The organism is Mycobacterium sp. SM1 (assembly GCF_018361265.1).
In the GTDB taxonomy this organism is placed as follows: domain Bacteria; phylum Actinomycetota; class Actinomycetes; order Mycobacteriales; family Mycobacteriaceae; genus Mycobacterium.
The window spans coordinates 527132-548623 of sequence record NZ_JAFLNH010000002.1 but is presented as its reverse complement, the minus strand read 5'-3'; the positions used below and the strand labels follow the sequence as shown (position 1 = coordinate 548623).

The following is a 21492-nucleotide window of genomic DNA, read 5'->3' as shown; positions in this document are numbered from 1 at the left end:
ATGCCAACACCGGGCCCTCAAGGCAGTGCGCCAACGGCTTCTCGTCGAGCAGACTCATCGCCGCTGACACCAGACTCCCTCCTCACCAATCTAGAAGCCGCCACCGCGGCCGTCTGCCGCGGCCCGGGCGCAAGTACGCCAGATCGCCTCAATCAACCGTCTGCACCGCCCGGCTATTTCCGGCCTAGCATCCGGCCGGATCGCGTTCAGGGCCAAGCGACGCCGAAAGCGGGCATGACGCTAGGGTGACGGCCATGTCGCTTTCCGGCAAGACCATGTTCATTTCGGGCGCCAGCCGAGGGATCGGGCTGGCCATCGCCAAGCGGGTGGCGCGCGACGGCGCGAATATCGCACTGCTCGCAAAGACCGCCGAGCCGCACCCAAGGTTGCCGGGAACCGTTTACACCGCGGCACGCGAGATCGAGGAGGCCGGCGGGCAGGCGCTGCCGATCGTCGGTGACGTCCGCGACGCCGACGCGGTGGACTCCGCTGTGGCGCGGACCGTCGAACAGTTCGGCGGTATCGACATGTGCGTCAACAACGCCTCGGCGATCGACCTGGGCTCCATCACCGAAGTACCGTTGAAGCGCTTTGATCTGATGAACGCCATCCAGGTGCGCGGCACCTATGCGGTGTCGCGAGCATGCATCCCGCACCTGAAAGGCCGAGATAATCCCCACATCCTGACGCTCTCCCCGCCGGTCCGGCTGGCGCCTAAATGGCTTAGGCCCACGGCGTACATGATGGCCAAGTTCGGGATGACGTTGTGCGCGCTGGCGATCGCCGAGGAGATGCGCGCCGACGGCATCGCCTCCAACACCTTGTGGCCGCGCACCCTGATAGCCACCGCCGCGGTGCAGAACCTCTTGGGCGGCGACGAGGCGATGGCCAGAGCCCGCAAGCCCGAGGTGTACGCCGATGCCGCTTATGTCATCCTCAACAAGCCCGCCCGCGACTACACCGGCAATTCGGCGCTGTGCGAGGACGTGCTGCTGGAGTCGGGGGTGACCGACTTGTCGGTCTATGACGTGGTGCCCGGCGCCAGGCTCGGCGTCGACCTGTGGGTGGACGCCGTCAATCCTCCGGGCTACGTTCAGCCGTAATACGTGTTCAGCGGTAACGCGTTCTTCTCTGCTCCGGTGCCGCGCAGCCGACGCGATGCTGGCATTGCCCCCGCCGGGATTCCCGCCTCGGCCCGGCGGCGCAGAGGGCCTTCTGCTATGGCAGCTATTTGCTATGGCAGCGATTGCTGCGTCGCCTGTTCGCGCTGCGGGCCGATCGCCTCGATCAACTCGGGCCCGTTGTTGCGCACGTCGTTGACCAGCGTGGAGATCTCACGCATTCGCACGCCGCTGACATCGGGCGACCGAGCCAGCAGCCCGGCATCCGGCGGGGCATCGGGGTCCAGCCAGCGGTCCCAGTCCCGCTCGGCCACCACCAACGGCATGCGGTCATGGATTCTAGCGAGCTCAGCGACCGCGTCGGTGGTGATAATCGTGCAGCTCAGCAAGGGAGCGGCGGCGGGATCTGCGCGCCACGCCGACCACAGGCCCGCTACGAACAGGGGCTCGCCATCTTCGCGGTAGATGTAAAACGGCGTCTTGCGGGGCTTCGTACCCCGGTGCGGGTCATCCTCGACACGCCATTCGTAGAAGCCGTCCATCGGGACCAGGCAGCGCCTGGATTGCGCGCTCGACCGGAACGCGGGCGAGGTGGTGATCTTGTCCGCGCGGGCGTTGATCAGCTGCGGCCCCTTGCTCTCGGGCGCGCCGGCGGGTCCCGCCTTGGCCCATGGCGGCACCAGCCCCCACCGCATCAGCCGAACCCGCCGGGTCGGCTGGTCGCCGGGCTCGCTGTGGCGACTCACCACGGTCGCGACGGTGGCCGTCGGGGCCACGTTGTAATTTGGGACGCCGACAACCCCATTGCCGGTCGCCTCGTCAGTCGCCTTGATCTTCTCGGCTAGCGTCGCCGGGTCGATGGTCACCGCAAAACGACCGCACACACCTCCATGATCGCAGGACAAGCGATGATGGACGAGTGACTACCTGGACGGCCCCGTGCACGCCGGCACCGGTGTGCGCGACCCTGGCCGTGCCCGGCTCGAAATCCCAGACCAACCGGGCGTTGGTGCTCTCGGCGCTGGCGGCCACGCAAGGCCAGGGCTCGTCGACCATCAGCGGTGCCCTGCGCAGCCGCGACACCGACCTGATGATCGCCGCGGTACGCACCCTGGGCCTGCGAGTCGATGCGGCCGGGTCCGAGCTGGTGGTCAGCGGCCGAATCGCGTTGGGTCCGGGAGCCCGCGTCGATTGCGGCCTGGCGGGCACGGTATTGCGTTTCGTCCCGCCGCTGGCGGCGCTGGGTGCCGCACCGGTCACCTTCGACGGCGACGAGCAAGCCAGGGCCCGACCGATCACCCCGCTGCTGGACGCGTTGCGCGCTCTTGGCGTCGACGTCGAGGGCGCGGGTCTACCGTTCCGTGTGCGCGGCCGCGGAACGGTCACCGGCGGCACTGTGGCCCTCGACGCCTCGGCGTCCTCCCAGTTCGTGTCCGGCCTGCTGCTGTGTGGTGCCGCATTCGTCGAGGGGCTCACCGTGGTGCACACCGGTCCGGCGCTGCCGTCCACACCGCATATCGCGATGACGGTGGCCATGCTGCGGCAAGCCGGGGTCGACATCGACGATTCGGCACCCAATCGCTGGGTGGTGCGGCCGAGCAAGGTGGCCGCCCAGCACTGGGTCGTGGAACCGGACCTGTCCAACGCGGTTCCGTTCCTGGCGGCCGCCGTGGTCAGTGGCGGCACCGTGCGCATCACCGGTTGGCCGCAGACCAGCATCCAACCCGCCGACACCGTTCTGGGTATCCTGAGACGGCTGAACTCCGTTGTCGCGCATACTGACTCGTACCTCGAACTGCGCGGATCAGCGAGCTACGGCGGGCTCGACGCCGACTTGCACGACGTCGGTGAGCTGACGCCGGCGCTGGCGGCGCTGGCGGCCCTGGCCAGCCCGGGATCGGTGTCGCGGTTAACGGGTATCGCGCATCTGCGCGGTCATGAGACCGACCGATTGGCCGCGCTGAGCGCCGAAATCAACCGCCTGGGCGGCGACTGCCGGCAGACCCCCGACGGTCTGGTGATCACCGCGACAGCGTTGCGGCCGGGCGTCTGGCACTCCTATGCCGATCATCGGATGGCGATGGCCGGCGCGATCGTCGGGCTTCGGGTCGCCGGGGTCGAGGTGGACGACATCGCCACCACGGCCAAGACGCTCCCGCAGTTTCCGCAGCTCTGGGTGGACATGGTGGGGCAGGGGCGTAGCGGTTGAGGCCCGGCGACTACGACGAGTCCGACGTCAAGATCCGCTCCGGCAGAGGGTCACGGCCGCGGACCAAGATGCGCCCCCCGCATGCCGACGCCAGGACGGCCATGGTGGTCAGCGTCGACCGGGGCCGCTGGGGCTGCGTGCTCGACGGTGACCCCGAGCGCCGGGTTACCGCGATGCGGGCCCGCGAGCTGGGCCGCACCCCGATTGTCGTCGGCGACGACGTCGACCTCGTTGGCGATCTCTCCGGGCGTCCCGACACCCTGGCCCGCATCGTTCGTCGCGGGCCGCGGCGAACGGTGCTGCGACGCACCGCCGATGACACCGACCCCACCGAGCGGGTGGTCGTGGCCAACGCGGATCAGCTGCTGATCGTGGTGGCACTGGCCGACCCGCCGCCGCGCACCGGGCTCGTGGATCGGGCGCTGATCGCCGCCTACGCCGGCGGGCTGACCCCGATCTTGTGCCTGACCAAAACCGATCTCGCCCCGCCGGAGCCGTTCGCCGCACAGTTCGCCGGCCTGGGTTTGACCATCGTCACCGCGGGACGCGATGACCCGCTCGACGCCGTCGCTCCTTTGCTGACCGGGAAAGTGACCGTGTTGCTGGGGCATTCCGGCGTGGGCAAATCGACATTGGTGAATCGTCTTGTGCCGCAAGCAGACCGGACTGTCGGTGAGGTCACCGAGGTCGGCAAGGGGCGACACACATCGGCGCAATCGGTGGCCCTGCCCCTGGGGAGTTTGGGGCCCGGATCCGGTTGGGTGATCGACACTCCCGGGGTGCGTTCGTTCGGATTGGCGCACATCAAGCCCGGCGACGTGCTGCTGGCGTTTTCCGATCTGGCCGAGGCTATCGAAGACTGCCCACGCGGCTGCGGACACCTGGGACCGCCGGCCGACCCCGAGTGCGCCCTGGATCGCCTGACCACACCGGCGCAAGCTCGTCGCGTGGCCGCTGCCCGGCGGCTGCTGGCCGTGCTGCGGGAGACGTAAGCGGCGCTATGCGGCTCAGGCCGCGAGGGCGTCGCCGCATGCTGGGCCGTCGCCGCATGCTGCGGAGCGTGCCGTGACGCCAAGCGACTTGGCCCGCTTAGCCCGTCGCCAGGCTCGTACGGTTGCGATCGCGGTCTTCAGCCCGCGCCGGCGCCCGGTTGCCGGATCGGTGCCAGCGAAACCGGGCTCTAGTTGAGCGAACATCCGCTCGCTGCGGGTCTCGGGCGCATTGTCGGCCGTGTCGCGCAGGTATTTGTCCGGCAGCGACAGCTTGGCGATCGTCCGCCACGCCTTGGCGTACTGCAGCAGGAACGGGCCCGTAGTGTAGGGCAGATCGTATTTGTCACAGACCTCGCGCACCCGCACCGAGATCTCGGCCAGCCGATTGCTGGGCAGATCGGGATACAGGTGGTGTTCGATCTGGTGGCACAGGTTGCCGCTCATAAACCGCAGCACCGGCCCGGCGTTGAAGTTGGCACTGCCCAGCATCTGGCGCAGGTACCACTGGCCCTTGGTCTCACCGATCATGTCGGTCTTGGTGAATTTCTCGGCACCATCGGGAAAATGCCCGCAAAAGATCACGGCGTTGGCCCACACGTTGCGGATCACGTTGGCCATCGCGGTCGCCTTCACCGTCGACGTGAACGTCGCGCCCGGTGAGAGCGAGGTCAGCGCCGGAAACGCGACATAGTCCTTGAACAGCTGCCGCCCGGCTTTGCGCGCGAATAACCGCAACCGCACCCGGGTGTCCTCGGGGGCCGCCCGGCCCTTGACGACCTTGCCGAGCTCCACGTGCTGCAACGCCACACCCCACTCGAAGCCGATCGCCAGAATGGTGTTGAACAGCAGGTTTAGCAGATGATGTCGCTTCCAGCGCTGGTCTCGGGTGACCCGCAGCAAGCCGTAGCCTACGTCGTCATCCATACCCAGGATGTTGGTGTATTTGTGGTGCACGAAATTGTGGGTGTAGCGCCAGTGCTTGGCTGCCCCCAGGTTGTCCCACTCCCAGGTCGAGGAGTGAATTTCCGGGTCGTTCATCCAGTCCCACTGGCCGTGCATGACGTTGTGGCCGATCTCCATGTTCTCGATGATCTTGGCCACGCCCAGCGTCACGGCGCCCGCCCACCACGCCAGCCGCCGTGAGCCGGCTGCCAGCAGCACCCGGCCGGTCACCTCCAGGGCCCGCTGCGCGGCGATGGTACGGCGGATATAGCGGGCGTCGCGTTCGCCCCGGGAATCCTCGATGTCGCGGCGGATCGCGTCCAGCTCGGCGGCCAGGCTGTCGATGTCGGCGTCGGTGAGGCGCGCGAATTCGTCCACATCGGTGATCGCCATCTGTTGCCTTTCCCGGTCCTGCGGTCGCTGACCTACGCTATCGTAACCTACGAAAGCGTAGGTTACCACTGGGTAATTGCTAGATGTCGAGCACGCAATCGCCGGACGCGACCGAAATGCAGGTCTGAATCCGGGTGCCGGGCTCGTGCTCGACGCCGGTCCGCAGATCGCGCACGTGACCCTCCAGCAGCGCAACCACACACGACCGGCAGATCCCCATCCGGCAGCCGAACGGCATCTGCACCCCGGCCCGCTCGCCGGCTTCCATCAGCGATGTCGCGGCATCGGCGGGCGTGCTCTTGCCGCTGTGCGCGAAGGTGACCGTGCCGCCCACGCCGGCCGGGGTCGCGCGCGACACCGCAAATCGCTCCACGTGGAGCCGTTCGGCGAGTCCCGCCGACGACCAGACCTGCTCGGCCCGGTTCAGCATTCCCTCCGGCCCGCACGCCCACGTCTGGCGTTCCCGCCAGTCGGGCACCTCGTCGGACAGCCGGGCAAGGTCGAACCGGCCCTCGGTGCGGGTCGTACGTATCCGCAATCGGTAACCGGGATGACGACGCGCCAGTTCGCCCAGCTCGCCGGCGAACATCATATCCGGTGCGGTCGGCACCGAGTGCAGGTGCACGATGTCGGTGATCTGGTTACGGCGCACCAATGTGCGCAGCATCGACATCACCGGCGTGATCCCGGACCCACCGGTGATGAACAAAATCGCCGGCGGCGCCGGATCGGGAAGCACGAAATTGCCCTGCGGGGCGGCGAGACGCACGATCGTCCCGGGCTCGACCCCACCCACCAGGTGAGCGGACAGGAACCCTTCGGGCATCGCTTTGACCGTGACGGTCACGGTACGTGTCCGCCGGCGAGAACCATCGGTGACCGGACTCGACGTCAGCGAATACGACCGCCACCACCAGCGCCCGTCCACCAGCAGGCCTATCCCGATGTACTGGCCCGGCTGGTAGTCGAAGCTAAAGCCCCAGCCCGGTTTGATGACCAAAGTCGCGGAGTCCGCCGTCTCGCGGCGGACCTCTAGGACGCGGCCCCGCAACTCCCGCGCCGACCACAGCGGATTGAGCAAATGCAGGTAGTCGTCGGGCAGCAACGGAGTGGTGATGCGCGCGCCGATCTTGCGCAGCAGGTGCCACCCTGGATGCTGATCCGCGCCGACAACGGTGGGCGGCTTGGTGTCGATGAGGTTGGCGGTAATCGGCGCCGTTTTCATGTTTCCGGGAAGCGTGTTCGTGAGGGAACTCCTTGCGATGGGGCCCGGGAATCAACCATCCCCGACGAACCTACGGTACCGTAACCTACGGTGGCAGAGCAATCGTCGCTACAGCAGGTCGAGGAGAAACGGCAGCTCCTGGGTGGCGTACCAGGCCAGATCGTGGTCCTGGGCATCGCCGACGAGGAGTTCAGCGTCCTCGTCACCGAGGTCGGCCGCGTCGATGACCGCTTTCGCCGCCACAACGTCGGCCTCGGCATCAGCGGTGTCGACGAACACGGCGAGGACCTGGGTGATCGCAACGGGAGCCGCGAGCCTGACGACGGCGGCGTCGAGATCCGGGCGGGAGGTGACGTCGCCAACCTCGGCGACCACCACCGCGCGTCGCGGCGGCAGCTCGTCACGCGTGTCGGTGGCAAGCAACCGCAGCGAGGCCAGCGCCGCCTCCCGCAGCGCCACCTCGGCGAGCTCGTCATCGTCGCCTTCGACGTAGGCCTCGCGCAGCGCCGGCGTCACGGCGAACGCGGTCCCGCCGGGCGGCCACAGCGCATCGTCGGCGACAAGGTGCTGCAACATGGCCAGGGTTGCCGGAAGGTAGACCCGTGTCATGAGAGGTCAACCCCGGCCGCCGTCACGCCTCACGCCCCGATCAGCGTGGCCACGTAATCATCGACATAGGTCGATAGCTCACGAGGCGGGCGCTGATAGTTGCCGCTCACCACCGGATGCGCCGGCAGCTCGACCTTGGGCTTCTCGACGTCGTGATAGTCGATGGTGGACAGCAAGTGCGCCATCATGTTCAGCCGTGCGTGCTTCTTGATATCGGAATCGACGATGTACCAGGGGCTTGCCGGAACGTCGGTGTGTACCATCATCTCGTCCTTGGCCCGCGAGTAGTCTTCCCACCGGTACACCGATTCCAGGTCCATGGTGGTGATCTTCCATTGCCGCACTGGGTCGCTCATACGTGCCTGGAACCGGCGCAGCTGCTCCTCCTGGGATACCGAAAACCAATACTTCCGCAGCAGAATCCCGTCATCGATGAGCATCTGCTCGAAGATCGGCGTCTGCCGCAGGAACAGCACGTACTCTTGCGGGGTACAAAATCCCATGACTTTCTCCACACCGGCCCGGTTGTACCACGACCGGTCGAAAAGCACGATCTCCCCCTTGGCCGGCAGATGAGCGATATATCGCTGGTAGTACCACTGGCCGCGCTCCCGATCGGTTGGGGCGGGCAGCGCAGCGATCCGCACGACCCGCGGGTTGAGGTACTGGGTAATCCGTTTGATCGCGCCACCTTTGCCCGCGCCATCACGCCCTTCGAAGATCACCACGATGCGCGCTCCGCAATGGCGCACCCACTCCTGTAGTTTAACGAATTCTGTTTGCAGCCGGAATAATTCGGCTTTATAGACGTGGTTGGGGAGCTTGTGTGCCGACGGGCTGTTGCGTTCCGCCTTTGTTGAGGCGCTGCTTTTATGCGCTTTGCTCACACCAACGAATGCTATGCCGGCACCCGGGCCGGGCTCGGCCGATTACCGGGCCGCGTCCAGCAGCTCGTCGAGTGATTCGGCGAGCAGCGCCGGCAGCACGTCGACGTCGCTCATCGCGTCCCGGTCGGCGTTGATCCCGAAATACAGCATGCCGTTGTAGGACGTCACACCGATGGCCAGCACCTGGTTGTTCAGCAGCGGGGGCACCGGGTAGGTCTCCAGCAGCTTGGCGCCGGCGACATACATCTGCGATTGGGCGCCGGGCGCGTTGGTGATCAGCACGTTGAACAACCGCGGGGAAAAGCCGCTCGCGACCCGAACGCCCATAGCGTGCAGGGTCGGTGGGGCAAAGCCGGGCATCGTCAGGATGGTTCGCGCATCGATCAGGCTGGTGGCCGTCGGGTGCGTTTCCGTGGCGTGGGCGATCTGCGAGAGCCGCACCACCGCGTTGCCCTCCCCCGCAGGCAGGTCGACAAGAAACGGCGTCACCTGGCCGATCGCCCGACCCCGACGGTTCACGTCGGAATGATCATCCGGGCAGACCGGCATCGGTGCCATCGCGCGGATCGTCGCGGTCGGTGCCAGCGCCTCACCGCGCGACAGCAGCCAGTTGCGCAGCGCGCCGGTAACCACCGCCAGCACCACATCGTTGACGTCGCAGTCGTAGCGGGCCCGCACGGCGCGGTAATTGTCGAGGCTTCCACGGGCAACCGTGAAACGCCGGTGGCGGGAGACCGGGGCATTGAGCGGACTGCTGGGAGCGGTGCCCCGTGCCCAGGTGCGTGCCTTATCGAGCAGCCGCCGGCCGGTCTGCACCAGGTGTCCGGAATTTGTTGCCAGGCCCGCGAGCGTGGAGCCCACGGCCTGCAGCTGCGCTCGCGGGCCCGATGCCCAGTCACCGATCGCGCCCAGCAGCAGCCGCGTGGGACCGGGGTCGCGTTCTGGCATCCAGATGTCTTCGGGCAACGGCCGCGGCTGTCGCGTCCGCTCGGCGATGACCTGGTCGAGCGCCACCGCGCTGTTCCCGTTGACCAGCGCCTGATGCGACTTTATGTAGAGGGCGATGCGGTTGTCGGCGAGCCCTTCAACCAGGTACATCTCCCATAACGGCCGGGATTTGTCCAGCGGCCGCGCGGCCAGCCGCCCGATGAGCTCGTGCAGTTGCCCGTCACTGCCCGGCGACGGCAACGCTGACCGGCGGATATGGAAGGTGATGTCGAAATCGCGATCATCGACCCACACCGGCCTGCCCAGGCCCATCGTCACTTCGCGGACTTTCTGGCGGTACCGCGGCACCTGCGGCAGCCGTTTCTCAACGGTGTCCAGCAAGGTCTCATAGCTCAACCCGGCGCGCGGCCGGCGCAAAATCCACACCGACCCGAGATACCTCGGGGTGGTGGTGCTCTCCAACCGATAGAAGGCGGCGTCCGCGGTGCTCAGCCGGGTCACCATGGGGCGCCCTCCCTGCATGCGTCGCCAGATCCGTCGATCGAAACCTGCCGCTCACGGTACCGCCGGCTCGACCGCGTCGCGGGGCGCATACACCACGACGCGAGTTGTGCGATGATCATCGGCGGTTGTCTGCCACTCTCCAGCAGGCCCGTCCGGTTGCCCGAACACTGGAGAGTGCCCGTTGACCCTCAAGCCCGGCCCGCGCGCCACGTTCGCCGTCACACCCGTCGTCGACTATGAGCCACCGCCGCGGGCCGTCGACCACTGCCGGGGTGTGGCACCCACGGCGCTGCGGCATCGCCGCACCCGTGCGCCGCTCGGGCATCGCGGCCCGCAACCACCGGCGACCGACGCGGCCGGCCTTTCCCCGCAGCTGCGCCAGGCGGCAATTTTCGCCGACTCCGCATTGCGCCGAGTGCTCGAAGTCATCGACCGGCGCCGCCCGGCGGCCCAACTGCGTCCCGTGTTGGCGGCCGGCCTGCTCGACGCGGTGCTCGCGGTGAACCGGGCGGCGGTCGGCCACGGGGCAGCGGTGCTGCGCCGGGTGCGGCTGCAGGCGGTCGACTGCGGCGGCGACTTCAGCGCCGCCGAGGTGTTCGGCACCTATAGCCGTGGGCGCCGCGTGCACGCCATCGCCTGCCGGGTCGAGCTGCTGCCCACCCCCGGCGGAACCAGCTGGCGGGTGATCGCCCTGCACATCGGCTGATCGATCCCGTTGCAAGTGAGTGATCGTTAGTGGTCACGCGACTTGCACCCCGTCTCGGGGTTGTTCGGCGGCCTTGCGGCCGCGTCCCTTGCGCGCTTCACGGCCACCTGCCCGGCCAGGCCGGGTGTTACGGTCGGCTGCACGCTTGACGGCGGCCCCACCTGGGCCGACGACGCTAATGGTTTCCTGGTAGCGCGCGAGGTTGATCGCGGCGTTGTCATCGCGCTGATGGAGCGCCAAACACGTGGCACATTGCCACTTTTCGTCCCATCCGATGTCCTGCACATGCCCACGAAGGTGGCAGGTTTTGCTCGACGGGAACCAGCGGTCAGCGACCACCAGCCGTGACCCGTACCAGCCCGTTTTGTAGGCCAGGTGCCGCCGCGGGGTGCCCAGGGCGGCATCGGATAGTCCGCGCCGTCTGGCGCGGGCACCGGGCAGCCCTCTTTGCCGCAGCATCCCGGCGGCGTCTAATGCTTCCACCACGACCCGGCCGTGGGTTTTGGCCAATCGTGTTGTCAGGACGTGCAGGTGATGGGTGCGGGCATCGTTGAGCCGGCGATACAGCCGAGACATCTGCGTGGTGCGCTCACGATATTGGCGGGAGCCTTTCACACAGCGTGAACGGGCCCGCGACACCCGCCGTAATTCGCGCAGCGCCGCGCCCAGCGGGCGCGGGTTAGCCACCTGTTCGATCACGCCGCCGCCGGCGCTGGCCACGCTCGCCAGCCGGCGCGCCCCGACATCGACACCGACCCGCGACTCGGGCAGCGCCACGCCGGGCTGAATCGGCCGCTGCACCAGCACCCGCACGCTCGCGTCGAGTCGGGCGCCGTCGCGCCGCGCGCTGATCGCCAGCACCCGCGCGCGGCCCTTGGCGATGAGTCGCTCGATGCGGCGGGTGCTCTCATGAGTGCGGGCGGTGCCGATCAGCGGCAAGGCGACATGCCGGCGATCCGGTTCGACGCGCATCACCTCGGTGGTGAACGTCACCCGGTCGGCGTCGCGTCTTTTCTTCTTCAACCGGGGGAAGCCCATCGGCTTGCCGTCGCGTTTGCCCAATCGGGAGCTCTGCCAGTTCCAGTAGGCGTCCACCGCGGCGGCGATCCCGCCCGCGTAGGCCTCTTTGCAGCACTCACCCCACCACGGCTGGCCCGTCTCGGCGTTGACACACACCTCGTCTTTGACCTGATTTCAGCGTTTCCGCAGCACCCGCAGCGAGGGCCTCGCGGTCTTAACACCGGCGGCGCGCCACGCCCGGATATCGGCTTTCAGCGTGGCGACGCTCCAGTTGTAGGCCTTGCGGCGGGCCCCGAAATGCCGCGCCAGCGCGCGGGCCTGGCCCCCGTTCGGGTCCAGGGTGAAACACAACGCCTGCACACACCAGCCGTCGGGCACCTCAAAACGCGGCATCTCAGGCCACCCCCACCGCGTCGGACACCGCGGCCGCCAGCGCGCGCTTGGCCCCGTTCTGCGCAGCGCGTTTGCCATACAACCGAGCGCACATCGAAGTCAGGATCTCGCTCATATCGCCCACCGGGTCGTCATCGACCTCAGCGGAATCGACCACCACCAGCTCACGGCCCTGAGCGCCAAGAGCGGCTTCGACGTACTCCGAGCCGAACCGGCAGAACCGGTCCCGGCGCTCGACCACGATCCGACTCACCGTCGGGTCACCCAGTACGGCGAGAAACTTCCGGCGGTGCCCGTTGAGCGCGAAACCAACCCCGGTCACCACCGTGTCGACCGGGATCTGTTTTGCCGTGGCCCGCGCGGTCACCCGCGCCACCTGCCGATCCAAATCAGCCTTCTGATCAGCCCAGGAGCCGCGCGCGTACACGGTCGTGCGTGATCTTCGGCCAGCCGCGCCGATCGGCTCATCCACCACAATCAGCCGACCCACTCGCCGCGCCGGCACCGGCAACAGCCCGGCGCTAAACCAGCGATACGCACTCACCCGCGCAACACCGTTGCGCTCAGCCCACACCGCAAGATTCACACCCCTGTTCCTACAGCACACCACCGACAACTACCGACCACCCACGCCGCAACAGTTGACAGCCCTAGAACGCTAATGCGGCGTGCCGGCGCCCACGGGCCGCGGAGCACCCGAGATACGGGCCAGCACCGGGCCCATGATCGCCATGACGAACACGTACGACATCGCCAGCGCGGTGAGCCCGGGAATCGACGAGCCGACCAATCCGATGATGACTAGCGAAAACTCGCCCCGGGCGATCAGCGCGGTGCCGGCCCGCAACTGCCCGCGGCGCGCCACCCCGTCACGCCTGGCGGCGATGACCCCGGTGGCCACCTTGGTTGCCGCGGTGACCGCGGCCAGGGCCGCGGCGGTCGGCAGCGTCGGAAGTAGCTCTCGTGGATCGGTCGAAAGGCCGATTCCGAGAAAGAAAATCGCGGCGAACAGATCGCGCAGCGGGCCCAGCACTGCGCGGGCCCGCTGCGCGGTCTCACCGGTCAGGGTGAGCCCCACCAGAAACGCGCCGACGGCGGCCGACACATGCACCGATTCGGCCACCGCCGCCACCAGCAAGGTGATGCCCAAAACCCGCAGCAGCAGCTGCTCGGAATCCGGATGGGTCACCAGCCGCCCGACGTGATGGCCCCAGCGATACGACACGGTGAACACCATCCACAACACGGCGACCGCCGCGGCCATGCTGCCGACCGCGGGCAACCATGTGCCGCCCGCCGCGAGCACCGCGAACAGCGGCAGGTAGCCTGCCATCGCGAAGTCCTCGAGCACCAGCATCGCCAGTACCGCCGGTGTTTCCCGGTTGCCGAGCCGCTGCAAGTCCTCCAGCAGCCGCGCGACCACCCCCGAAGAGGAGACGTAGGTGACACCGGCCAACGCCAGGACGCCGACCCCGTCGAGTCCCGCCAGCCACCCGGCCAGCGCGCCGGGCGTGGCATTAAGGGCCAGGTCCAGCGCGGCGGACGGCAGGTGGTGCCGCAGGCTGCTGGCGAATTCCGCCGCGGAGAACTCCAAACCCAGGGTCAACAGCAGCAGCACGATGCCGATCGGGGCGCCCGTGGTGATGAATTGGCCCGCCGCGGCCACCGGGGCGATCCCGCCCTTGCCCAGCGCCAAGCCGCCGAGCAGATAGACGGGTATCGCCGATAACGCGAATCGGCGTGCGACACTGCCCAAAAGGGCGAGCCCGGTCAAGATGGCGCCCAGTTGCAGCAGCAGCGCCACCGAGATCGCCACCGGCTCAGCCCTTGTCGACGATCTGCTCGACTCCGGCGATGCCCTCTTCGGTGCCGATCACGACCAGGACATCTCCCGCCCGCAGGATTTCCGCCGGCGCGGGCGACGGAAGCACCTTTTTGTCGCGCACGATCGCCACGATCGACGCGCCGGTGCGGCTGCGGGCGCCGGTGTCGCCGAGCGGACGGTTCACGAACGGACTGCCCGGCTCGATGTGGGCCTGCCCGACATCTAGCCCGGGAACTTCCCGGGTCAGCTCGGTGAACCGTTCGGCGATCCGGGGTGCGCCCAGAATCTGGGCCACCGCGTCGGCCTCTTCGTCGGTGAAGCGCAGCACCGGTTGCGCCCGGTCCGGATCGTCGCGGGCGTATCGGCAGATCTCGAAGCCACCGCTACGCCGGGCGATGATGCCGATCCGGTCGCCGTCGTGGCTGGTGAACTCGTAGCGCACACCGATGCCCGGTAGCCGCACCTCCTTGACGTCCATGCGCTTGATCCTTCACCACGTGCCGCGATACCGGCAATGCGGTGCCCTGGGGGACGATTTCCTGGACCCGATTCGCCGAACCGCCGTACTGTTGGCGAATGGACGCAAACAGTATCAGTGTCGAGCGCGTCATCAACGCGCCGCCCGGCAAGATTTTCGCGTTGCTGGCAGACGCCGGCAAACACGCCAGTTTTGACGGGTCGGGTGGGGTCGACCACGCCGCGCAGGAGTCGGTGCCGTTATCGCTGGGCACAACGTTCACCATGGCGATGCGAGGCCGGCCGGAATCGCTGTTTTTGCCGTACCGCACCAGCAACACCGTCGTCGAGTATGAGCCGGATCGGCGCATCGCCTGGAAGACCACCGCGTTGGGCGGGCTGATCGGCGGCCGCATCTGGCGTTACGAGCTGACCCCGACCGACGGCGGCACCCTGGTGCGAGAAACGTGGGACGTGTCTCAGGATCGGCAGCGGCCGCTGATTAAGCTGGGCGCCAAGCAAACCGAGAACGCGATACGCGCCACCCTGGAACGGATCGCTGAGCTCGTCGAGAACTAGCTTCCGAGAACGAATCCCGACGATTCGCGCGGTCTTACCGCTTCTTCGCCGATTTCGGCGGCTTGGGGCCGCGGCCTTGCCGGCGGGCGGCCTCGCGGCGTTCCCGCCGGCTGGCTCCCGGCGGCACCCCGGCGGGTGTCCGCTGGGAACCGTCACCGCGGCGTTGCACCTGGGCTGAGCCGTCCTCGGACGGCCCGGTGTAGGTCAGTGCGCGCGACTCGTCCTCAATGCCTTTGGCGCGAAGTGCGTTCGGTGCTGTCGCACGCGCCCCAGCGGCGACCCGCTGTTGGGCGGCAACGGCGGACGCCGTCGCCAACTCCGCAAGCTCTTCCGGTTCCCCCCCTGCAGGGGCCTGCGGCGCGGGCATCGCCTCGACGGCGACGTTGAACAAAAAGCCCACCGACTCCTCTTTGAGGCCGTCAAGCATGGCCATGAACATGTCATAGCCTTCGCGCTGGTATTCGACCAGCGGATCACGCTGCGCCATCGCACGCAAGCCGATGCCTTCCTTGAGGTAGTCCATTTCGTAGAGGTGCTCGCGCCACTTGCGGTCGATGACGTTGAGCAGCACGCTACGCTCCAACTGGCGCATCGCGCCGTCGCCCGCCAGCGCGTCGATCTCGGCTTCCCTTGCGGCGTAAGCGCGTTCGGCGTCCTTGAGCAACGCGTCGAGCAGCTCCTCCCGGGTCAGCTCACCGGGCTCACCGACCGCATCGGAGTTGAGCAGCTGCTTGTGGTCGATCCCCACCGGATACAGCGTCTTGAGCGCCTCCCACAGCTTTTCCAGATCCCAGTCCTCGGCGTAGCCCTCGGCCGTCGCCCCGTGAACGTAGGCGGTGATCACGTCGCGAATCATCGACAGCGCCTGCTCTTTGAGGTTCTCACCCTCGAGAATGCGGCGCCGCTCCTCGTAGATCACCTTGCGCTGCTGGTTCATCACCTCGTCGTATTTGAGGACGTTCTTGCGGATCTCGAAGTTTTGCTGCTCGACCTGGGTCTGCGCGCTCTTGATCGCGCGGGTGACCATCTTGGCCTCGATCGGCACGTCGTCGGGCAGGTTAAGCCGGTTAAGCAGCGCCTCCAGCGTGGCACCGTTGAAGCGACGCATCAGCTCGTCGCCCAGCGACAGGTAAAAACGCGACTCGCCGGGGTCGCCCTGGCGCCCGGAGCGCCCCCGCAGCTGGTTGTCGATGCGTCGGGCTTCGTGGCGCTCGGTGCCCAGCACGTACAGGCCCCCGGCCTCGATGACTTCCTTGGCCTCTTTGGCGGCCTCGGCCTTGACGATGGGCAGCTCCTCGTGCCAGGCCCGCTCATAGTCCTCGGGTGTCTGTATCGGGTCGAGTCCCCGTTCGCGCAGCCGTTTGTCGGTGAGGAAGTCGACATTGCCGCCCAGCACAATATCGGTGCCGCGGCCGGCCATGTTGGTGGCGACGGTGACGGCGCCACGCCGTCCCGCCTCGGCGATTATGGCCGCCTCCTGCTCGTGGTATTTGGCGTTGAGCACGTTGTGCGGGATACGTCGCTTGGCCAGCAGCCGTGAGAGGTATTCCGATTTCTCGACGCTGGTGGTGCCGACAAGGACCGGCTGACCCTTCTCGTAGCGTTCGGCGATGTCGTCGACGACCGCCTGGTACTTCGCTTCCTCGGTCTTGTAGATGAGGTCGGACTGATCGATGCGGATCATCGGCTTATTGGTGGGGATGCTGACCACACCCAGCTTGTAGATCTCGTGCAACTCGGCCGCCTCGGTCTGGGCGGTGCCGGTCATTCCGGCCAGCTTCTCGTAGAGCCGGAAGTAGTTCTGCAGCGTGATGGTGGCCAGGGTCTGGTTTTCGGCCTTGATCTCGACGTGTTCTTTGGCCTCGATGGCCTGGTGCATGCCCTCGTTGTAGCGCCGGCCGATCAGCACCCGGCCGGTGAACTCATCGACGATCAGCACCTCGCCGTCGCGGACGATGTAGTCCTTGTCACGGTGAAACAGCTCTTTGGCCTTAAGCGCGTTGTTGAGGTAGCTGACCAGCGGAGAGTTGGCGGCCTCATAGAGGTTGTCGATGCCGAGCTGGTCTTCGACGAACTCCACGCCCGCCTCATGCACACCGATGGTGCGCTTGCGCAGGTCGACCTCGTAGTGGACGTCTTTTTGCATCAACGGCGCGATCCGCGCGAATTCCGCGTACCAGTTGGTGCCGCCGTCGGCGGGGCCGGAGATGATCAGCGGGGTGCGCGCCTCGTCGATCAGGATCGAGTCGACCTCGTCGACGATGGCATAGGCATGCCCGCGCTGCACGCACTCCTGCAGCGAATGCGCCATATTGTCGCGCAAGTAGTCGAAGCCGAACTCGTTGTTGGTGCCGTAGGTGATGTCGGCGGCGTAGGCGACCCGGCGTTCGTCGGGGCCCATCCCGGCCAGGATCACGCCGACATCCAGACCCAGGAAGCGGTGCACCCGGCCCATCCACTCGCTGTCACGCTTGGCCAGGTAGTCGTTGACGGTGACGATGTGCACGCCCCTGCCACCCAGGGCATTGAGATAGGCCGGCAACACCGAGGTGAGGGTCTTGCCCTCACCGGTCTTCATCTCGGCGACGTTGCCGAAGTGCAGCGCCGCCGCGCCCATCACCTGCACGTGGAACGGGCGCTGGTCCAGCACCCGCCAGGCGGCCTCGCGGGCCACCGCGAACGCCTCGGGCAGCAGGTCATCAAGGCTTTCCCCGTCGGCGTGGCGCTTTTTGAACTCGTCGGTCTTGGCCCGCAACTCGGCGTCGGTGAGCCTTGCGACGTCATCGGACAACGTGTCGACATAGTCGGCGACCTTCGCCAGGCGCTTGACCATGCGGCCTTCACCGAGGCGCAGCAACTTACTCAGCACAGCTAGGTCCCCTATGGGTAGACGGTCTCGTCGGGCGTTCTCGCCAGTCCATCCTAGGTGACCCCGCGTCGCGGGGGCGCTGCGTCGGCCCACCGGCGCCGACAACCACCCACCCGGGCCGCCGTGGTCAGGCGAGCCGGATCAGGCCGTAGTCGTAGCCGCGGCGGCGGTAGACCACCGACGGCCGATCGGTGTCTTTGTCGTGGAACAAAAAGAAGTCGTGGCCGACAAGCTCCATCTCATACAGCGCGTCATCGACCGACATGGGGGTCGCCGGGTGCTCCTTGACGCGCACGATCCGGCCGGGTTCGTGGTCGGTCACCGCGCCGCCGTGCTCGTGCGCCGGGGCGGCGTCGGTACTGAAGGCCGTCTGCGCCACCGCGGCCGTGGTGGCCTCAAACACCGAGACCGGGGTCTTGTCGCCGTGATGGACCATGCGGCGATCCTTGACCCGGCGCAGCCGGCTTTCCAGCTTGTCGACGGCGGATTCGAACGCGGCATAGAAACTGTCGGCACAGGCCTCGCCGCGGGCCACCGGCCCCCGGCCGCGGGCACTGATTTCGACACGCTGACACGATTTGCGCTGACGGCGGTTGGGCGCATGTTTGAGCTCGACGTCGAACAGGTAGATGCTGCGGTCGAACCGCTCCATGCGGGCAAGTTTCTGCGAAACGTAGACGCGAAAGTGATCGGGGATCTCGACGTTGCGGCCCTTAACGACGACTTCGGCACGCGGTGCCGCCTCGCCGCGCTCTTGGGCCTCACCCATTCCTGGAGCCGTTTGGCCGGAGTCCACGATTTGGCTTGACATAGTTGACATCTCGTTTCTCTCTCGCGTTGCACGCGCCGGGCGTGTGCCCGGCTTGCCCTCCAGAGGTGGCGATGGGTGCGTCACGCCGATTCCGCGGCAGACCACCCGTCGATGAAAGGTATCGGGAAGTAACCTCCTACCGCTGTCGGTGAAGTGGCGCTCAACCTCGCAGGATCACCACCGTGAAAGCGTTCACGGATATCTGATTATCTGATCCGACGGTAGCCTGCGTTCACCTGGCAGTGCTAGTGCTTTCGCTCACCGTGGCGAGTTGTGCACACCCGCACGCCGGATCGGCGCCTCAATTGCCGGGGTGGTTAAGCGGCGGCGAGCGTCAGCACACCGGCCACTTGCATGCCTGCGCTGCGCAGGATCCGGACCGACTCGCGCGCCGTCGCCCCGGTGGTAACGACGTCGTCGACGAGCAGCACCTCCCCGTTTTCGGGGAGCTGCGGCGTTCGCAACACCACCCGCCCGACGATATTGCGCTCGCGCTCGGCACCGCTCAGGCCCACCGAGTCGCGGGCCCACGCCCTCATGCGCAACCCTTGGACCACCCTGATCTGCGGATGGCCCGCCACCGCGGCCGCTGCCACCCGGCTCACCGGATCACCCCCGCGCCGGCGCGCCGCCCAGCGTCGCGTCGGCGCGGGCACGAGCGTCAGCGGCGTCTCCAGCAGTCCCCAGCTCAGCAGCCGGTGCACACCGAGGGCCAGGGCGCGCGCCAACGGTGCGATGAGATCGGCGCGGCCGTGGTCTTTCATCGCGACGATCGCTTGACGGCGCGCACCGGCGTAGCGGCCCAGCGCGAACACCGGCACCTGCGGGTCGATACGCGGGCTCACCAGGTATGGCTGATCGGGGCCGACCTCGAGCTGCTGTGCGCACGCGTCACACCAGCGGGTGCCCAGCGCTCCGCAGCCGCCGCATTCCACGGGAAGGATCAGATCGAGCATCAGCGCAGTGTGGCCGTGGGGTGTGACAAGGGCACGGTCCGGCCTATCACCAAGTCGCGAGTATCGTCCTGTCTCCTGTTTTTCCCGGCTTCATCACCGCGAAGCGGCTGGCGGGGGTAAGAATTCCACCATCCCAATTTTTGACGATCATCCTGTTACCGGCGCAGACCGACACTGCACACGCATTCGGCCGCTGCAGTGTTAGCGCAGACTCCATCCAGCGCATCGTCCGATTTCAGATAGCGCCAGCTCTGGGTACCTCTCGTAAAGCCGTTGCAGGATGTCGTTCACGCCTTTCGCCGGTCGTGGTGTGCTGGCATAAGCGCCTCTGGTGTTGTCCGCCCGCAGCGTGCCCCCAAAAGACCTGGACCGAGCAGCATCCTGCGATCGCATCCCGCGGGTGTTTGACCGAGCGCGCCCGATCGTGGGCGTTCGAGCTGATCGGCGCCCGCGACGGCATCGCGTCACGGGTCGGCATCGTGTCACGGGTCGCCTCGGCGCTTGGTGTGGGCGATATCATGCGGATCCTCACCACACGCGGAGAGCCGATCATCGACGACCCCGCACAGCTGGACACCTATCCCCGATTTCGTCGGCGAGGGCGTAGCGTCACAAGACGTCGAAAGACAGCGTAGGCGTCTCATCCCCTGAGCCGCACCTGGCACCGTGTCCACCGTCGTCGACAGCGGTCGATACGCTCCGGTTTCGGCGGCGCCGACCGCCGATCGCCCGCTACCAACGTGACGAGCCCCAACCGAAAACCAACCCGAGCCCTAACCGAAAACCAACCCGAAAACCAACCCGAAAACCAACTACGCATCAGGAAGGCAGGCCGATTATGCTTTCGGTTTTCTGCTCCCCCACACGCTACACACAGGGTAAGAACGCGACTGCCGCCCTCGGAGCCGAAATGACGGCGATCGGCCTGCAAGGCCCCGCGCTGATCGTGGCGAGCCGAAGGGTCGCTAACCTGTTGGGCCCGACCTGGAAAAGCAGTCTAGCCGCCGAGAACATCTCTTATGGCGTCCACCATTTCACTGGCGAGTGCTGCAACACCGAGATCGAGCGGGTAAAGGCGCGGGCATGCGACCTTTCGGCCCGAACGATCATCGGCGCCGGCGGCGGCAAAGTGCTCGACACGGCGCGCGCCGCCGCGTCTGATCTGCATCTTCCGATTGTGAACTGCCCGACGATCGCCTCCAGCGATGCCCCCTGCAGCGCCCTTTCGGTGGTCTATACCGATGAAGGCGTTTTCGAGGAATACCGCATTTATCCGCAGAACCCCGACCTGGTATTGGTCGACACCGCGGTTATTGCGCAGGCACCGGCGCGGCTGCTTTCAGCCGGCATGGGCGACGCGCTGGCGACCTGGTTTGAGGCCCGAACCTGCGCCGCCGGCTCGGTTCGCAATATGCGCGGGGGCGCCTCGACGCGGTCCGCTCTGGGTCTCGCCGAGCTGTGCTATCGAACGCTGCTGGCTGACGGCACCGACGCGTTAGCTGCCGTCGCCGCCGGGTCGGTTACACCGGCCCTCGAACGGCTCGTCGAGGCCAACACGCTTCTTTCGGGCCTCGGCTTCGAATCAGCCGGATTGGCGGCCGCCCACGCCGTCCACAACGGCCTGACCGTCGCCCCCGAAACCCACGACTTTTACCACGGGGAAAAAGTCGCGTTCGGCACACTGGTGCAGCTGGTGCTTGAAGGAGCACCGCATGAGACCATCGCTGAGGTGCTGACGTTCTCCCGGTCGGTGAATCTGCCCATCACGCTGAACCAGATTGGCCTTCGCGACGTCACCCGCGAAAGCCTGCTGCCGATCGCCGGCCGTGCTGCCGCCCCTGGCGAAACCATCCACAACGAGCCGTTCGAGGTTGTTCCGGAGAACGTGGTCGACGCGATCCTCACCGCCGACGCCGTCGGCCGGGACTTCATCAAACAGCGAACCGGCGAGGCAGGCGAGAACCGCGACGTTGCGCCCGGCGACTAAGCCGAAGTCACGGCGGTCGGTGGGCCGCATCGGCGCACCGGCTCGACTGTGGGTCAGCGC

The 21492-nt window shown here is 67.1% G+C and carries 19 protein-coding genes and 1 pseudogene; 7 read left to right on the top strand and 13 right to left on the bottom strand.

Going from position 1 to position 21492, the window contains the following annotated elements; genetic code table 11:
• The first annotated feature begins 254 nt into the window (after positions 1–254).
• A complete protein-coding gene (locus tag MSM1_RS12230) occupies positions 255–1103 on the top strand; it encodes an NAD(P)-dependent oxidoreductase (RefSeq protein WP_213442508.1) in 849 nt (282 codons plus the stop codon).
• A 131-nt stretch (positions 1104–1234) separates the two neighbouring features.
• Here the strand turns inward: MSM1_RS12230 and MSM1_RS12225 are convergent, their stop codons facing one another.
• On the bottom strand, positions 1235–2005 hold the full coding sequence (locus MSM1_RS12225) for an SOS response-associated peptidase (protein WP_213442506.1): 771 nt from the start codon (positions 2003–2005) through the stop codon (positions 1235–1237).
• Positions 2006–2040: 35 nt separating this feature from the next.
• Here MSM1_RS12225 and aroA point away from each other — a divergent pair, with 35 nt between their 5' ends.
• On the top strand, positions 2041–3330 hold the full coding sequence (gene aroA, locus MSM1_RS12220) for a 3-phosphoshikimate 1-carboxyvinyltransferase (protein WP_213442504.1): 1290 nt from the start codon (positions 2041–2043) through the stop codon (positions 3328–3330).
• Positions 3327–4322, top strand: coding sequence for a ribosome small subunit-dependent GTPase A (gene rsgA, locus MSM1_RS12215; RefSeq protein ID WP_213442502.1), 996 nt, complete (start codon positions 3327–3329; stop codon positions 4320–4322). Before aroA ends, rsgA begins: the two co-directional genes overlap by 4 nt.
• Positions 4323–4337: 15 nt before the next feature.
• On the opposite strand, the gene MSM1_RS12210 is transcribed toward rsgA, so the two are convergent.
• The 5 genes from MSM1_RS12210 to MSM1_RS12190 form a co-directional block, all read right to left on the bottom strand.
• Positions 4338–5657: a fatty acid desaturase gene (locus MSM1_RS12210; RefSeq protein ID WP_213442500.1), complete on the bottom strand. Its 1320-nt coding sequence runs from the start codon at positions 5655–5657 to the stop codon at positions 4338–4340.
• 79 nt (positions 5658–5736) lie between these two features.
• The gene (locus MSM1_RS12205) at positions 5737–6882 is read right to left on the bottom strand and encodes a ferredoxin reductase (protein WP_213442498.1); all 1146 of its coding nucleotides are present in this window, start codon (positions 6880–6882) and stop codon (positions 5737–5739) included.
• Positions 6883–6990: 108 nt separating this feature from the next.
• Positions 6991–7491 (bottom strand): hypothetical protein, encoded by a 501-nt coding sequence (locus tag MSM1_RS12200; RefSeq protein WP_213442496.1) that lies wholly within the window; start codon positions 7489–7491, stop codon positions 6991–6993.
• 29 nt (positions 7492–7520) lie between these two features.
• Positions 7521–8378, bottom strand: a complete 858-nt coding sequence (gene ppk2, locus MSM1_RS12195; RefSeq protein ID WP_213442493.1) for a polyphosphate kinase 2 — start codon at positions 8376–8378, stop codon at positions 7521–7523.
• A 42-nt stretch (positions 8379–8420) separates the two neighbouring features.
• On the bottom strand, positions 8421–9830 hold the full coding sequence (locus MSM1_RS12190) for a wax ester/triacylglycerol synthase family O-acyltransferase (protein WP_213442491.1): 1410 nt from the start codon (positions 9828–9830) through the stop codon (positions 8421–8423).
• Positions 9831–10011: 181 nt separating this feature from the next.
• On the opposite strand from MSM1_RS12190, the gene MSM1_RS12185 reads away from it, so the two are divergent.
• Positions 10012–10536: an Rv3235 family protein gene (locus MSM1_RS12185; RefSeq protein WP_213442489.1), complete on the top strand. Its 525-nt coding sequence runs from the start codon at positions 10012–10014 to the stop codon at positions 10534–10536.
• A gap of 33 nt (positions 10537–10569) precedes the next feature.
• On the opposite strand, the pseudogene tnpB reads toward MSM1_RS12185, so the two are convergent.
• From tnpB to MSM1_RS12165, 4 genes and pseudogenes are all read right to left on the bottom strand, one after another.
• Positions 10570–11949: pseudogene (gene tnpB / locus MSM1_RS12180) on the bottom strand (IS607 family element RNA-guided endonuclease TnpB).
• Between the two features lies 1 nt (position 11950).
• Positions 11951–12535 carry an IS607 family transposase gene (locus MSM1_RS12175; protein ID WP_213442487.1) on the bottom strand — a complete coding sequence of 195 codons (585 nt, stop codon included), beginning with the start codon at positions 12533–12535 and terminating at the stop codon, positions 11951–11953.
• 72 nt (positions 12536–12607) lie between these two features.
• Positions 12608–13765 carry a cation:proton antiporter gene (locus MSM1_RS12170; RefSeq protein ID WP_213442485.1) on the bottom strand — a complete coding sequence of 386 codons (1158 nt, stop codon included), beginning with the start codon at positions 13763–13765 and terminating at the stop codon, positions 12608–12610.
• A 4-nt stretch (positions 13766–13769) separates the two neighbouring features.
• Positions 13770–14252 carry a cation:proton antiporter regulatory subunit gene (locus MSM1_RS12165; RefSeq protein ID WP_213442483.1) on the bottom strand — a complete coding sequence of 161 codons (483 nt, stop codon included), beginning with the start codon at positions 14250–14252 and terminating at the stop codon, positions 13770–13772.
• Between the two features lie 98 nt (positions 14253–14350).
• Here MSM1_RS12165 and MSM1_RS12160 point away from each other — a divergent pair, with 98 nt between their 5' ends.
• Positions 14351–14809 carry an SRPBCC family protein gene (locus MSM1_RS12160; RefSeq protein WP_213442481.1) on the top strand — a complete coding sequence of 153 codons (459 nt, stop codon included), beginning with the start codon at positions 14351–14353 and terminating at the stop codon, positions 14807–14809.
• A gap of 34 nt (positions 14810–14843) precedes the next feature.
• Here MSM1_RS12160 and secA read toward each other — a convergent pair whose 3' ends face one another.
• The 3 genes from secA to MSM1_RS12145 all read right to left on the bottom strand — a co-directional run bounded on the left by secA (position 14844) and on the right by MSM1_RS12145 (position 19445).
• The gene (gene secA / locus MSM1_RS12155) at positions 14844–17678 is read right to left on the bottom strand and encodes a preprotein translocase subunit SecA (protein ID WP_213442479.1); all 2835 of its coding nucleotides are present in this window, start codon (positions 17676–17678) and stop codon (positions 14844–14846) included.
• A gap of 127 nt (positions 17679–17805) precedes the next feature.
• The gene (hpf, locus tag MSM1_RS12150) at positions 17806–18447 is read right to left on the bottom strand and encodes a ribosome hibernation-promoting factor, HPF/YfiA family (protein ID WP_213442942.1); all 642 of its coding nucleotides are present in this window, start codon (positions 18445–18447) and stop codon (positions 17806–17808) included.
• A gap of 359 nt (positions 18448–18806) precedes the next feature.
• Complete coding sequence (locus tag MSM1_RS12145; protein WP_213442477.1) at positions 18807–19445, bottom strand: ComF family protein; 639 nt, start codon at positions 19443–19445, stop codon at positions 18807–18809.
• Between the two features lie 404 nt (positions 19446–19849).
• On the opposite strand from MSM1_RS12145, the gene MSM1_RS12140 reads away from it, so the two are divergent.
• Together MSM1_RS12140 and MSM1_RS12135 are read left to right on the top strand one after the other, a co-directional pair.
• Complete coding sequence (locus MSM1_RS12140; protein WP_213442475.1) at positions 19850–20080, top strand: hypothetical protein; 231 nt, start codon at positions 19850–19852, stop codon at positions 20078–20080.
• 203 nt (positions 20081–20283) lie between these two features.
• Positions 20284–21432 (top strand): glycerol dehydrogenase, encoded by a 1149-nt coding sequence (locus tag MSM1_RS12135; protein WP_213442473.1) that lies wholly within the window; start codon positions 20284–20286, stop codon positions 21430–21432.
• Positions 21433–21492: the final 60 nt, after the last annotated feature.

What these genes read in the sequence shown, in the direction of transcription:
- MSM1_RS12145 (WP_213442477.1), bottom strand. Translation starts at nt 19,445, where the DNA reads ATGCTCGATCTGATCCTTCCCGTGGAATGCGGCGGCTGCGGAGCGCTG.
- MSM1_RS12210 (WP_213442500.1), bottom strand. Translation starts at nt 5,657, where the DNA reads ATGGCGATCACCGATGTGGACGAATTCGCGCGCCTCACCGACGCCGAC.
- MSM1_RS12165 (WP_213442483.1), bottom strand. Translation starts at nt 14,252, where the DNA reads ATGGACGTCAAGGAGGTGCGGCTACCGGGCATCGGTGTGCGCTACGAG.
- MSM1_RS12135 (WP_213442473.1), top strand. Translation starts at nt 20,284, where the DNA reads ATGCTTTCGGTTTTCTGCTCCCCCACACGCTACACACAGGGTAAGAAC.
- MSM1_RS12205 (WP_213442498.1), bottom strand. Translation starts at nt 6,882, where the DNA reads ATGAAAACGGCGCCGATTACCGCCAACCTCATCGACACCAAGCCGCCC.
- hpf (WP_213442942.1), bottom strand. Translation starts at nt 18,447, where the DNA reads ATGGGTGAGGCCCAAGAGCGCGGCGAGGCGGCACCGCGTGCCGAAGTC.
- MSM1_RS12200 (WP_213442496.1), bottom strand. Translation starts at nt 7,491, where the DNA reads ATGACACGGGTCTACCTTCCGGCAACCCTGGCCATGTTGCAGCACCTT.
- MSM1_RS12160 (WP_213442481.1), top strand. Translation starts at nt 14,351, where the DNA reads ATGGACGCAAACAGTATCAGTGTCGAGCGCGTCATCAACGCGCCGCCC.
- MSM1_RS12230 (WP_213442508.1), top strand. Translation starts at nt 255, where the DNA reads ATGTCGCTTTCCGGCAAGACCATGTTCATTTCGGGCGCCAGCCGAGGG.
- MSM1_RS12190 (WP_213442491.1), bottom strand. Translation starts at nt 9,830, where the DNA reads ATGGTGACCCGGCTGAGCACCGCGGACGCCGCCTTCTATCGGTTGGAG.